This is a genomic window from Massilia suwonensis (assembly GCF_042655665.1).
Taxonomy (GTDB): domain Bacteria; phylum Pseudomonadota; class Gammaproteobacteria; order Burkholderiales; family Burkholderiaceae_D; genus Telluria; species Telluria suwonensis.
Genome location: NZ_JBHSMR010000015.1, coordinates 85,491 through 98,149, shown reverse-complemented (window position 1 = coordinate 98,149; position 12,659 = coordinate 85,491). Strand labels below are relative to the sequence as shown.

Genomic DNA, 12,659 nt, shown 5'->3' with positions numbered 1-12,659 from the left:
TAGGCAGTCTCCTGGAACCTGTGCACACTAGCCGCACAAGACAACAGGAGACAAACATGAAACAAGCAGCGTCCAGGATCATCCTGGCAGTAGCCGCATTTGCCGTCGCCATGCAAGCGCAGGCCGCCGACACGATCAAGGTCGGCCTGATCGCTCCCTTCTCCGGCCCCTTCGCCGATTACGGCAAGCAGATGGAAGGCGGCATCAAGGCCTATATGGCGCAGCATGGTGCCACCGTCGCCGGCAAGAAGGTCGAGATCGTCATCCGCGACACGACCGGCCCCGCGCCCGAAGTCGCCAAGCGCCTGGCCCAGGAATTGGTGGTGCGCGAGAAGGTCGATTTCCTGGCGGGCTTCGGCCTGACGCCGGAAGCGCTGGCCGTCGCGCCGCTGGCCGAGCAGGCGAAGAAGCCGATGATCGTCATGAATGCGGCCAGTTCCATCGTCACGACCAAGTCGAACTACATCGCCCGCGTGTCGATGACGCTGCCGCAAAGCTCCGCGCCGATGGCGACCTGGGCGCTGAAGAACAAGATCCGGAAAGTGGTCACCCTGGTCGCCGACTACGCGCCGGGCATCGATGCCGAGGCGGCCTTCAAGGAGACGCTCACCGCCGGCGGCGGCACCGTACCCGAGACGATCCGCGTGCCGCTGAAGAACCCGGACTTCGCGCCTTACATCCAGCGCATCAAGGACGCGAAGCCGGATGCGGTCTTCGTCTTCGTGCCGCCGGGAGAACACACGATCGCCTTCATGAAGGGCTACCGCGAGCGCGGACTGGCCGAAGCCGGCATCAAGGTGATCGGCACCGGCGACCTGACCGACGACCACATGCTGCCGGCGATGGGCGACGCGACCCTGGGCGTGATCACCACCTTCCACTACTCGGCGGCGCACAAGTCGCCCGAGAATACGGCCTTCCTTAAAAGTTTCGCGAGCGTGAATCCAGGCGCGGGCCGGCCCAACTTCATGGCCGTCGGCGGCTACGACGGCATGGCGGCGATCTACGAGGTGGCGCGCAAGCTGAAGGGCGACATCGACGGCGACAAGGCGATGGCGGTTTTAAAAGGCCTGAAGCTGAACAGCCCGCGCGGGCCGATCATGCTCGACCCCGCCACGCGCGATGTGGTGCAGACGGAATACGTGCGCCGCGTCGAGAAGGTGAACGGCGAGCTGTACAACGTCGAATTCGACCAGTTCCCGAACCAGAAGGACCCGGGCAAGAAATAAGCCGCTAGCCGGCGAACAGCGCGGCCACCATCTGGCGCAGCCAGCGGTTCGAGACGTCGGCGTGGTAGCGCTCGTGCCAGTGCTGCTTGACCTGGTAGCTGGGCAGCTCGACCGGGATCTCGAGGAAGCGGACCGCCTCGCTGGCCGCCATCAGCCTGGCGTAGCGCTCGGGGACGATGGCGAGCAGCTCGGTCTGCGCCACGATGGAGGCCACGCCCAGGAAGCTGGGCAGGTTCAGCACCACGCTGCGCTCGATCTCCTCGCGCGCCAGGACCTTGTCGACGATCGCGTGCCCCGTGCCGGAAGTCCGTACGCGCACATGGCCCTCCTGCCGCAAAGCTTCGACCGTCAGCGTGTCGCCCACGCGCGGGTGCGTTTTCGCGGCCAGGCAGACGAAGTGCTGGTCGAACAGCTTTTGCTGGTAGAAGCCCGCCTCCAGGTGCGGCATGAAGCCGACGGCGAGATCGACGAGGCCGTCGGCCAGTTCGCCTGGCGAGTCCGGCGAAATACGCGATATCTCGAGATGGATGCCCGGTGCGACACTGCGCAGGTGGTTGAGGATGCGCGGCAGCAGTACGATCTCGCTGATGTCGGTCATGCAGATGCGAAAGCGGCGCGTGCTGGCGGCGGGATCGAACACGGGCTGGTCGGCCAGCGCATGCTGCAGGGCCGCGATCGCACGGCGCACGTCCTCGATCGCGTTCTGCGCGCGCGGCGTCGGCACCATGCCTTTCGCCGTACGGCTGAACAGCTGGTCATTGAAATGCTCACGCAGCTTGGCCAGGGCCAGGCTGACGCTCGACTGCGGCAGGCCGAGGTTGTGCGCGGCCCGGGTCACGTTGCCCGTCTTGAAAATCTCGTCGAACACCAGCAGCAGTTCCAGGTCGAAGCGCTTCATGGCCAGCCCAATATGTGGATTCCTGATTATAGCAATCAAGAACCATCCGTTTTCAACATACTCCTTTTGCGTCACAGTAGCCACATAACAGCAGCTTTCAGGAGGCCATCATGCAATTCCATCTCGACGGATTTCGTCCCGGCGACCCGCAGCGCCACCCCGTTTCGCCGCTGGCCCTGCCGCACGGCGATGCCGTGCCGGCGCAGGTCGACGTGCTCATCGTCGGCTGCGGCCCGGCCGGCCTGACGCTGGCGGCGCAGCTGGCCGCCTTCCCGGAGATTCGCACGGCGATCGTCGAGCAGAAGGCGGGCCCGCTGGAGAAAGGGCAGGCCGACGGCATCGCCTGCCGCACGATGGAAATGTTCGAGGCCTTCGATTTCGCCGGACGCGTGCTGCAGGAATCGTGCTGGATCAACGAGGTGACCTTCTGGAAGCCGGACGAGCAAAACCCGCAGAACATCACGCGCCACGGCCGCGTGCAGGACACAGAAGACGGCCTGTCCGAGTTCCCGCACGTGGTGCTGAACCAGGCCCGGGTCCACGATTTTTATCTCGAGACGATGCGCAATTCGCCCAGCCGTCTGGAACCCCATTACGCGCGCAAGCTGATCGGCGTGGAGGTGGACGAGACGGCTGCCGACTATCCGGTGACGGTGACCCTGGAGCACGCCGGCCGCCGCGAGAGCGTGCGTGCGCGCTACGTGGTCGGCTGCGACGGCGCCCGCAGCGCCACGCGCGCCGCCATCGGGCGCGAGTTGAAGGGAGAAGCCGCGCACCAGGCCTGGGGCGTGATGGACGTGCTGGCGGTGACGGATTTCCCCGACATCCGCTACAAGGTCGCCATCCAGTCCGAAGCGGGCAGTATTTTGATCATTCCGCGCGAGGGCGGCTATCTCACCCGGCTCTACGTCGAGATGGACAAGCTGGGCGAGGACGAGCGGGTGGCGCAGCGCCAGATCACGGCCGAGCAGCTGATCGCGGCGGCGCAGCGCATCTTTTATCCCTACCAGCTCGACGTGAAGGAAGTGGCCTGGTGGTCGGTGTACGAGATCGGCCAGCGTATCTGCGACAAGTACGACGACGTGATCGCGGGTGAAGAGGGCAGCCGGCCGCCGCGCGTCTTCATCGCCGGCGACGCCTGCCACACGCACAGCCCGAAGGCCGGGCAGGGCATGAACTGCTCGATGCAGGACGCCTTCAACCTGGGCTGGAAGCTGGCCGCCGTCCTGCGCGGACAGTGCCCGCCCGCGCTGCTGCACAGCTATAACGCCGAGCGCCAGGCCGTGGGCAAGCAGCTGATCGACTTCGACAGCGAATGGTCGCGGATGATCAGCGAAAAGCCGGCGGACGGTGGAGGAGCTGGCCTGGACCCGAAGGAGTTCCAGCGCTACTTCGAGCAGCACCTGCGCTACACGGCGGGCGTGGGCACCCAGTACCGTCCTTCGCTACTGTGCGGCGACGACCAGCATCAAGGGCTTGCTACCGGCTTCGCTGTCGGCACGCGTTTTCACTCGGCCGAGGTGCTGCGCATCAGCGACGCAAAAGTGGTTCAATTGGGACATGCGGGCAAGGCCGACGGACGCTGGCGCCTGTATGCCTTCGCCGGAAGGGACGACGAGGACGTACGCGCGCTGTGCCGCTTTCTCGAGGAGTCGCCCGATTCGCCGGTGCGCAGGTACACGGCCGCGGGCCAGGATCCGGACGCCGTGTTCGACCTGCGCGCCGTGTTCCAGCAAGCGCACGCCGAGCTGGAGATCGGGACCATGCCCGCGCTGCTCTGGCCGCGCAAGGGCCGTTACGGCCTGCACGACTACGAAAAGGTGTTCAGTTCAAGGCTCAAGCACGGGCCGGACATCTTCGACCTGCGCGGCGTGGACCGCGAGCAGGGCGCGCTGGTGGTGGTGCGTCCCGACCAGTACGTGGCGCAGGTGTTGCCGCTCGATGCGCACCAGGCCCTGGCCGATTTCTTCGCGGGGTTCATGCTGCCCCGGGCGTGAACGCGGGCCTCAGGCCCGTTCGATCGCCTGACGCAGCTTGCGGCGCCACAGCAGCAGGCCTACCGAATAGGCCGCGAAGTAGGCGCCGGTCAGCCCGACGCACAGCATGGTCAGCGGGCTGTCCGTGAAGCGCGGCGCCGGCACGTTGCCCTGCTGGCTCGCATAGATCTCGACCCCGAGATAGAGCACGCGCGCCACCAGGATCATGGCCATCACGATCCCCAGGCGCATCGGCGGCGTGAAGAAGTAGCCGCCTTCGGTATCTTCATACACCGTGCGCTTCAGGGCGAACACGCCCCAGAACACGCCCAGCGCCGTGCCGGCCGCCAGCGCACCGAGCGCATACGGCCGCGTCAGCACTTCCGACAGCGACACCAGGATCATCCCGGCGAACACCAGCACGCCCGTGTAATGGCGCGAGACGATCGAGCGCTGGCGCGCCATCTGCGTTTTGAGGCGCGAATAGATGCGCCAGACGAGGATCGGCGTCAGCAGGAGCAGGGCGAGCGTGGTGATGGTCATCGGATGGTTCAGGATTACTGGTTGAGTCGCGCTGTTGCGTTGAGACTGGCATTGTAACCGGGCGTCGGATGGAAGCGCGTCATGGTAAGGTGACAACACCGTTTTCAGGAGAGCCGACCCATGTTTGCAGCCATCCCCATCCCGGTGCGCCTGCACCGCGCCCCCGATCCCGTCCCGGCCGACGAGCCGGCGCCGGAGCCCTTCGACGCGCCTCATCATCCGCACCACGCGCCGGCGCATACGCCGGCCAACGAGGAACCGGTGCCGGACCCAAAACCGAGCCTGCATTGAAAAGAGGTCCCCGCGGGGACCTCTCTCTTTTCAGGCCAGCTTAATCGAAGGCCCAGGCATACAAGACATCGAGCGCCGTATTCGTCCCCGCCTGGAACTGCAGCGTGAACTTCGGCGTCAGTTTATAGCGCAGGCGCACCAGGCTCGAGGCCGTCGTCGCACCCTGCTCGAAGCTGATGTAGGCGCGCGAGGAAATGCGCTTGCCCACCGTAACGACCGTGTTCGCCAGCCCTTCGGCCTCGCCGTTGCGGCCCTGGCCGATGCCGAGTTCGTCCACGCCCAGCGAGTTCGCCAGCTTGGACTGGATGCCGCCGGTGCCGCCTTTGCCGCCCAGCAGGGCGCCGGCCGCGGCGCTCAGCACGTCCTTCTCGTTGCCGCTGGTGCCCTCCATGCCGTGGCCCAGCACCAGCCAGGACAGTTTTTCGCTGTCGGGCACGTTCGGCGTCGACACCAGTTTCGCTTGTGGCGAGCGCGCCGTGCCGCGCACCTGCACGCCGGCTTCGACATTGGTCTCGCTCAGCTGCGTGCCCTCGGGCTGCTTGCGCAGTGCGAGCACGTCGAGCGCCGGGTTGTCGTAGGGGCCGCTGAAGGTGATCACGCCGCGCTCGATCGCCAGCTTCTGGCCATAGGCCGCGTAATTGCCGCTGGCGACGCGGATGGTGCCGTTCACGCGCGGCGCGCCGCTGCCCGTCATGCGCACCCGGGCACTGCCTTCCAGCATGGCGTCGATGCCGAGGCCGCGCAGGTGGAAGTTGTCGCCCAGGTCGGCGCGCAGGTCCACCACCAGCGGCACTTCCGCTTCCTTCTTCGGCGGCGACATCGGTTTGCCGCGGCCCAGCACGATGACGTCATCCGACATCGTCGGCCGTCCTTGCGGCGCGAACTCGATCAGCGCGCGGTCGACGTTGACGCGGCCTTCCAGCGCGAAGCGGGTCGCATCGCGCACCAGCGCCGCATTGCCCGAGACGATCACGGTGCGGTCCGGACGCGACAGGGCTTCCAGCTTGTCGGCGACGAGATTGAGCTGCATCGCCGGATCGCCCGCACCGAAGCGGATCGAACCGTCGGCGGTGGCGCTGCCCGACAGGCCCTGCAAGTAAAGCCTTTGCAGTACCAGGCGGTCGCCCGCGAGCTGGGCGCGCAATTGGCCGTTCTGCAGGCGAACGCCCTGTTCCGGCCAGCGCACCGACAAGGCATCGCCATTCACGGTGCCGTTCAGGATCGGGGTGCCGATGGTGCCGGCGCCGGTGACGGCGAGTTTCAGGCTGCCGTCCAGGTCGAGGTCGCGCTGGCCGGCGAAGGGCGCGAGCCAGGCGATCGAGGCCATGTCGGCGTTCGCCGTCATGCGCAGCGGGCTGTCGCGGTTGACGCGCCCGCCGATCATCTGCACCGTGCCGTCCACGCGCGCGGTGCCGGTGCGGGCGCCGTCGATGCTCAGCTGGGTGCGCAGCGAGCTGCCCTGCACGTCGGCGCGCGCGTCGAAGGTGCGCAGACCCAGCGCGACCGGGGTGCCCGAACCGACCAGGGCGTCGCCGCCTTCGCGGAACACGTGCACGCTGCCGGCCAGCGCCGGGGCACCGCCGGTGGCGGTGGCGGTGCGCAGGTCGAGCGCCCAGTCGGCGCCGATGGTCAGATTGCCCTGCACGTTTTCGCGCAGCGCTTCCGAGAACTGGCCGAGATAGTTCAAAGGCACGCCGGCAGCTGCGCCACGGCTGTTCCAGCGCGCGCCCGTCTTGGTCAGCTGGTCGATCCGGACCGTGCCCGCCGGCAGGCGGATCACGGCGCCGTTGAAGGCCAGCGATTCCGGCTTCGCCAGGCCCGCCACGCCGGCTCCGGGCGCGACGCCGATGCGCAGCGGGACCGGCTGCGCCAGCGTCATCGCATAGCGGCCCTTGTTCTGCAAGGCGGCCAGCGTGCCGGCCCAGGCATTGCCGCTCCAGCCGCCGCGCACCTCGGTGGAGGCGTCGAAGTCGTCGCCGCGGGCGGCCGCGCGCAGGGTATGGGCGGCGCGCGTGCCGTTCGTTTGCAGGCTGGCGGCGGCAATGCGCGTTTCCCCACTGGCGAATTCCACGATCTGGATGTCGCTGACCAGCGGATCGGCGCCGCCGCGGCCCGCGCCGAGATTGGCGCTGGCGCGCAGCGACTTCAGGCTGTGTTTGCCGAGCAGGCGCAGGTTCTGGCCTTCGAGATTTGCAGTCAGCGACGGCGTGTCCATCGTGCCGCTAACGGTACCGGCGCCGCGCAGCAGGCCCGCGTAGTCGGGACCGAGGGCGCCCAGTTGCGGCGCGTCGATGCGCCAGTCGAGGCGGTCGCCGCCGGCGCCGAAGCTGCCCTTGGCCGCGATCACGTTGGCGCCCACGTGCAGGTCGACGTCCGCACCCGACACGTGGCGTTTATCCGCCGCCAGGCGCGCATAGCCCCACAGCGGCGATTTCGCCAGCGTCGATTCCTCGAGCTTCAGGTTTAGTGCGCCGCGCCAGTCGGCGCCGGAGCGGCCGCTGGCGTCAAAGCTGCCGTTGATCGAACCGGGCAGCGGGCTGCCGAAGGCGGCCGGATTGAAGCGCGCCATGTTGCCGCTGCCCTTGGCCTCGACGAAGCGCGCGCCTTCGCCACCTGCGAGCCAGGCTTCGCCGCTGACGTGCAGCTTGCTGTTGTTGGCCTTGCGCTGGGCAGCGACCCAGCCGAGTCCATTCGCATCGGCGACGAAGGTGGTGCGCGGATTGCTCATGGTGCCGGTGATGACGCCGTTGGCATTCACCGCGCCGTACAGGTCGGCGCGCAGGGTGGCCAGGTTGCGGCCTTCCACGCGCCAGGCCAGGCGTTCGCCCGGCGCGCCGAAGGCGCCGTTCAGGTTGACCGTGTTCTGGCCCAGCGCCAGATTGGCATCGACGCCGCTCACGTGTTTCGCATCGGCGGTCAGCTTGCCTTTACCCGACAGCGGCTGGTCGAACAGCCGACTCGGACGCAAGGCGAAGTCGGTGTTGACCTTCCATGCCGGCGCCAACACGCCGCTGGCGTTGACAGCGGCATTGATGTCGGCCTGCGGATAGTCGCCCAGCGCGGCCGGATTGAAGCGGCTGGCGTTGGCGTTGACCTTGAAGGCTTTATCCTCGCCCAGCTTCATGTTGCCGGTCAGGGCGACGCTGCCGCTGCCGGCCAGCAGGCGCGCCTCGGAGACGTCGACCACGTTGTTCTCGAGCTTCGCCTTGGCCGTCAGGCGCAGGCCGCTCTCGACCAGGCGCACGTCGAGCGACTGCACCTGGCCGACGTTGGCCACCGCGATGTCGCCGGCGATCTTGGTCGGCTTCATGCTGCCGTGGATGCCCTTCAAATCGAAGCGGTCGGTGTGCAGGGCGAAGTTGGCGGTGCCGAGGCCCTCGGTGTCTTCGCCGCGCTGCACGCTGCCGCTGCCCGTGAAGCGGCCGGCGGCGCCGAAGTCGAGCAGCACGTCGGACAGGCGCATGGCTTCCAGGTTGCCGCCCAGCTGGCCGCGGAAGGCGCGCAGCGGCAGGCGCTGCTGGTCGATCGTGCCTTCGGGGCCCTCGTTGACCAGGTTGACGCTGCCGGAGATGGCGCGCTTGTCGTCTAGCTTCGCCGCGATCGTCAGGCTCAGGTCAGCGGTGGGTAGCGAGGGATTGAAGAAGCCCGGATCGATGTTGTGCGCCTTGAGGTCCATCGTGCGCAGCGGGATCTCGGCAAAGGGCGACAGGGTCAGGCGCGCGTCGCCGCCGGCGCGGCCGGCATTGCCGGTGGCGTCCAGGGTCGTCAGATTCAGGTCGCCGCCGGCACGCAGTTTCAGTGCTGCCGGCGTGGCACCGGGGCCGACTGTTGCTTGCGACAGGCTGGCATTCGCGTCGAGTTTGAACGGCTTCGTCGCCGCGATCTTGCCGTCGGCCGCCACCTTGCCCCAGGGCGTGGTCGCGACCGCGTCGTTCAGCTGCCATTGCACCTTATCGCCATGCAGGCGCATGCGCACGTCGGTAATTACGGTGCTGGCGCCCTTGTTGACGAAAGTCGCTTTCGCCAGGCGCGCGTCGTCGAGCGCGATGCGGAAAGGGGCGGCGAGCGAGTTCGGCATCGTGGCCGGTTCGTCGCTTTCCTTCAGCGTCTCCATGCGCAGGTCGGCCGCATGCAGCTTGTTGATCTCGATGCCTTTCGAGAGCAGCTGGCGCGGCGACCAGGACAGGTCGATGTTGGTGACGGTGGCCAGCTGGGTCTCGGTGCGCCAGACGATGCGGTCGATGTGCATGTCGCCGTAGATCGAGCCGCGCACGCCGGTCATCGTGAGTTTGCCGTCGGTCGCGCGCGCGGCGCGTTCGGCGATCATCTGCAGCGTCGTTTCGCGGCCCAGGTACCAGAGGGCGCCGCCGACGACCACGCCGGTGGCCACGAGGCCGATGGCGACGCGGCGCGGCCAGCGTCGGGCCTTGGGCGCCGGCGCCTTGGCCGGCGTGGGAGGGGTGGTGTTGTGGTCGTCCATCAGAACGTGAATCCAAGTGAGAAGTGCAGGCGCGCTTTTTTCACCGCCTGGCCGTAGGCGATGTCGACGTTGATCGGGCCGACCGGGCTGCGCCAGCGCGCGCCGACGCCGTAGCCGTATTCGGGTTTCAGGTCCTTGAACTTGTCGGCGGCGTTACCGGCGTCGACGAAGAAGGCCACGCCCCATGGTGGACGGAACCAGTACTGGTACTCGGCGCCGCCGGTGAGCAGGTAGCGCCCGCCGACGACGGCGTCGCCTTCGCGCACGCCCAGCTGCTGGTAGCCGTAGCCGCGCACCGACTGGTCGCCGCCGGCACGGAACAGGAAGGTGCTCGGCACGCCGACCTTGTCCTTCGAGAAGACGGCGCCGGCTTCGCCCTTCAGGATCAGGGCGCCGCTGGTGCCGACCGGCTTGTAGTACACGCCGCGCGTATAGCCGCGGATGAATTTTTCGTCGGTGAAGATCGGCAGCGGCGCGATGCCGACCTGCCAGTTGAGCGCGTAGCCGCGCGTCGGCTGCAGCAGGTTGTCGAGCTTACGGCGCGTGACGCTGTAGGTGACCGGAATGCTCTTGCTGTATTCGGTATCGATGCCCGCGCCCTCGACCTCGCGCTTTTCGGCCAGCAGCTCGATGCCCAGGCTGCGTTCGAGTTCCGGCGTGCCCCAGGCGCGGCGCGCGCTGATGCTGGCGGTGGTGGTGATCTCGCCGCGCAGGTCGGTGCGTTCGAAGCCGCCGCCGGCGCTGTCGTTGTAGCCGTTCGGCTTCGTCGGCCAATAGAAATCGGCGCGTGCCAGCTGGTGCTTCTGTTCGTAGATCAGGTCGCTCTTCATGCGCTTGCCGAACACGTTCAGGTCGTCGTAGCCGAGCGAGGCGCGCCCGCCCGTGTTGGTCGAGAAGCCGAGGCCGACCTCGAGGTTCTTCTGCTTGTTCTCGGTGACGCGCACCAGCACCGGCAGCATGGTCGGGCCGGCCGCGGTGGGCGGCTTGACGCCGGTGGTGGCCTGGCCGGGCACCTCGGGTGCGGCCTGGGCCGCAGCCTGGCCGGTGCCATCGTCGTCTTCTTTGAGTTCCTTGATCTCGGCGTTGAGCACCGCGCGCATGTCGGCGCTCACCTCGACGGTGGCAAAATATCCCGTTTCCTGCAGGCGGGCCTGTAAAGCCTGCAGCGCCGCCTCGCTGTAGATGTCGCCCGGCTTGATCTTGTTCAGGTTGGTGATGACCTCGCGCGGATAGCGCTTCAGGCCGCGGATGCGCAATTCTCCGAAGCGCATTTCCGGGCCGCTGTCGATCACCACGCGCAGCGAGGCTTTATAGGCATCGGGGTCGACGGTGGCGCTGGTTTCGACCAGCTGGGCGCGCGGGAAGCGCGACTGCATCACTTCGCGCAGCAGATCGCGCTTGGCCGCTTCCCAGTCGCCCTGGACGAAGCGGGCGCCTACCGGCAGCGACCAGCGGTTGCGCAGGGCCGCCGCGTCGTAGGGCGCGCCGCCCTGGTCGAAGGAGACGAAGCCCTGCAACACCAGGTCGAGGTCGCTGACCAGCACCGGCTGGCCCGGATCGACGACGATGCGCGCCACCGGCGTGCCGCCGCTGGTATCGAGGCCGGCGCTGATCTTGGGCGAATAATAGCCTTCGGTGGCGATCAGGGTTTTCGCTTCCTCGGGCACGGCTTTCACGAGGCGCTGCAATTGTTCGAGGTCGACGCGCGGGTTGCCGCGCCAGCGCAGCAGGTCGAGGTTATCCTCGAGCAGGTCGTCGAGTTTGCCGGGCGCGTCGATGCGCACGGTGTAATTGATGCCCTGGGCATACGCGGATTGCGCGCCCAGTACGGCATACACGGACAGCATGATTTGTGCCAAAATCCGTGATTGCCTTGGCCCCGCCTGTGCGGTCCGGTGGGATGTTGCGGGAACCATGTGTCTCCGTCTCAGTATTCAGTATCAATGCTGAGCGCATCTTAGCGGAATTGCAAAATTGACGGCGAACGATTAACTACCAAAAATACGACACATGCACGCTCCCGATACCGCGCTCGTTCTCTTCAGTGGAGGACAGGATTCGACTACCTGCCTGGCCTGGGCCCTGCAGCGTTATCCACGCGTTGAAACCATCGGTTTCGATTATGGCCAGCGCCATGCGATCGAGCTGGAAGTGCGGCCGACCGTGCTCGCCAGGATGCGTGAGTTGTCGCCCGAGTGGAATGCGCGCCTGGGCGAAGATCACATGATCGACCTGTCGCTGATCTCGCATATTTCCGATACCGCGCTGACCAGCAATGTCGCCATCGAAATGCAGGCCAACGGCTTGCCGAATACTTTTGTTCCTGGCCGCAACCTGCTGTTCATGACGGTGGCGGCCACCGTCGCCTACCGGCGCGGCCTGACGGTGCTGGTGGGCGGGATGTGCGAGACGGATTTTTCCGGGTATCCGGACTGCCGCGACGACACGATGAAGGCGCTGCAGGTGGCCCTGAACCTGGGCATGGCGACGAGACTGAAAGTCGAGACGCCGCTGATGTGGATCGACAAGAAGCAGACCTGGGAACTGGCCGAGCAGGCCGGGGGACAAGCGCTGGTGGACCTGGTGCGTTTCGAGACCCACACCTGCTATCTCGGCGAGCGCGGCGCGCGCCACGACTGGGGTTATGGTTGCGGCACCTGCCCAGCCTGCGAACTGCGCGCAAGGGGCTATGCGCAGTTCGCCGCAGAGAAAACTTCTTAAACCGCCACCTTCTCGACGGCGCGGTTGCGGCGCGCCCGGCTGACGAGGTACCAGATCAGGGCCAGCGGCAGCAGCAGGGGCAGCAGGAAGGGCACGATCGCGGCCGCCACGGCCAGGCCGGCAATCGCCAGCGCGCCGATGACGACGATGCCGACGCCGGCAAACACCACCGCCAGCACCGCGCCCACCACCAGCGCCACGAACAGGCCGATCAGCGTGCCGCCGCCCGCGAACAGGATGCCGAGCGCCGCGCCCAGCGGGCCGCCGACTTCCTCGCCGTCGATATGGAAAGTCGCGTCGCCGAAGGTGAACAGCAGGTCCCACAGCAGCAGCGCGCACAGGAACAGGACGAGATAGGGGACGATCTTTTTCATGGCGTTTTCCTCGAAGGAGTGGAGATGCTGGAGTGGGATTGGCTTTACTGTAGGCATGAACGGGATCGGGGGCGAGCCGTCTGCGACGAGCGGCGCTTTCGGCGGGCCGGAGCGCAGCCAGGGCCGACGAATGACCCGTTTTTCGAC

The 12,659-nt window shown here is 67.1% G+C and carries 9 protein-coding genes; 4 read left to right on the top strand and 5 right to left on the bottom strand.

Annotated features, from left to right (window positions below):
* The first annotated feature begins 56 nt into the window (after nucleotides 1-56).
* On the top strand, nucleotides 57-1,229 hold the full coding sequence (locus tag ACFPQ5_RS24015; protein WP_379761560.1) for an ABC transporter substrate-binding protein: 1,173 nt from the start codon (nucleotides 57-59) through the stop codon (nucleotides 1,227-1,229).
* A 4-nt stretch (nucleotides 1,230-1,233) separates the two neighbouring features.
* Here the strand turns inward: ACFPQ5_RS24015 and ACFPQ5_RS24010 are convergent, their stop codons facing one another.
* The gene (locus ACFPQ5_RS24010; protein ID WP_379761559.1) at nucleotides 1,234-2,127 is read right to left on the bottom strand and encodes a LysR family transcriptional regulator; all 894 of its coding nucleotides are present in this window, start codon (nucleotides 2,125-2,127) and stop codon (nucleotides 1,234-1,236) included.
* A gap of 110 nt (nucleotides 2,128-2,237) precedes the next feature.
* Here ACFPQ5_RS24010 and ACFPQ5_RS24005 point away from each other — a divergent pair, with 110 nt between their 5' ends.
* A complete protein-coding gene (locus ACFPQ5_RS24005; RefSeq protein WP_379761558.1) occupies nucleotides 2,238-4,124 on the top strand; it encodes an FAD-binding monooxygenase in 1,887 nt (628 codons plus the stop codon).
* A 9-nt stretch (nucleotides 4,125-4,133) separates the two neighbouring features.
* Here the strand turns inward: ACFPQ5_RS24005 and ACFPQ5_RS24000 are convergent, their stop codons facing one another.
* On the bottom strand, nucleotides 4,134-4,646 hold the full coding sequence (locus ACFPQ5_RS24000; RefSeq protein ID WP_379761557.1) for a CcdC protein domain-containing protein: 513 nt from the start codon (nucleotides 4,644-4,646) through the stop codon (nucleotides 4,134-4,136).
* Between the two features lie 120 nt (nucleotides 4,647-4,766).
* On the opposite strand from ACFPQ5_RS24000, the gene ACFPQ5_RS23995 reads away from it, so the two are divergent.
* Nucleotides 4,767-4,937 (top strand): hypothetical protein, encoded by a 171-nt coding sequence (locus ACFPQ5_RS23995; protein WP_379761556.1) that lies wholly within the window; start codon nucleotides 4,767-4,769, stop codon nucleotides 4,935-4,937.
* Between the two features lie 40 nt (nucleotides 4,938-4,977).
* Here ACFPQ5_RS23995 and ACFPQ5_RS23990 read toward each other — a convergent pair whose 3' ends face one another.
* Nucleotides 4,978-9,417 carry a translocation/assembly module TamB domain-containing protein gene (locus ACFPQ5_RS23990; RefSeq protein ID WP_379761555.1) on the bottom strand — a complete coding sequence of 1,480 codons (4,440 nt, stop codon included), beginning with the start codon at nucleotides 9,415-9,417 and terminating at the stop codon, nucleotides 4,978-4,980.
* Nucleotides 9,417-11,264, bottom strand: coding sequence for an autotransporter assembly complex protein TamA (locus tag ACFPQ5_RS23985; RefSeq protein WP_379761554.1), 1,848 nt, complete (start codon nucleotides 11,262-11,264; stop codon nucleotides 9,417-9,419). Before ACFPQ5_RS23985 ends, ACFPQ5_RS23990 begins: the two co-directional genes overlap by 1 nt.
* A 163-nt stretch (nucleotides 11,265-11,427) precedes the next feature.
* Here ACFPQ5_RS23985 and queC point away from each other — a divergent pair, with 163 nt between their 5' ends.
* Nucleotides 11,428-12,138, top strand: a complete 711-nt coding sequence (gene queC / locus ACFPQ5_RS23980; RefSeq protein WP_379761553.1) for a 7-cyano-7-deazaguanine synthase QueC — start codon at nucleotides 11,428-11,430, stop codon at nucleotides 12,136-12,138.
* Here the strand turns inward: queC and ACFPQ5_RS23975 are convergent.
* Complete coding sequence (locus ACFPQ5_RS23975; RefSeq protein ID WP_379761552.1) at nucleotides 12,135-12,512, bottom strand: hypothetical protein; 378 nt, start codon at nucleotides 12,510-12,512, stop codon at nucleotides 12,135-12,137. The genes queC and ACFPQ5_RS23975 overlap by 4 nt on opposite strands.
* Nucleotides 12,513-12,659: the final 147 nt, after the last annotated feature.

Bases quoted from the DNA above. Each gene is read 5' to 3' on its own strand.
- ACFPQ5_RS24015 (WP_379761560.1), top strand. From the start codon at position 57: ATGAAACAAGCAGCGTCCAGGATCATCCTGGCAGTAGCCGCATTTGCC.
- ACFPQ5_RS24010 (WP_379761559.1), bottom strand. From the start codon at position 2,127: ATGAAGCGCTTCGACCTGGAACTGCTGCTGGTGTTCGACGAGATTTTC.
- ACFPQ5_RS24005 (WP_379761558.1), top strand. From the start codon at position 2,238: ATGCAATTCCATCTCGACGGATTTCGTCCCGGCGACCCGCAGCGCCAC.
- ACFPQ5_RS24000 (WP_379761557.1), bottom strand. From the start codon at position 4,646: ATGACCATCACCACGCTCGCCCTGCTCCTGCTGACGCCGATCCTCGTC.
- ACFPQ5_RS23995 (WP_379761556.1), top strand. From the start codon at position 4,767: ATGTTTGCAGCCATCCCCATCCCGGTGCGCCTGCACCGCGCCCCCGAT.
- ACFPQ5_RS23990 (WP_379761555.1), bottom strand. From the start codon at position 9,417: ATGGACGACCACAACACCACCCCTCCCACGCCGGCCAAGGCGCCGGCG.
- ACFPQ5_RS23985 (WP_379761554.1), bottom strand. From the start codon at position 11,264: ATGCTGTCCGTGTATGCCGTACTGGGCGCGCAATCCGCGTATGCCCAG.
- queC (WP_379761553.1), top strand. From the start codon at position 11,428: ATGCACGCTCCCGATACCGCGCTCGTTCTCTTCAGTGGAGGACAGGAT.
- ACFPQ5_RS23975 (WP_379761552.1), bottom strand. From the start codon at position 12,512: ATGAAAAAGATCGTCCCCTATCTCGTCCTGTTCCTGTGCGCGCTGCTG.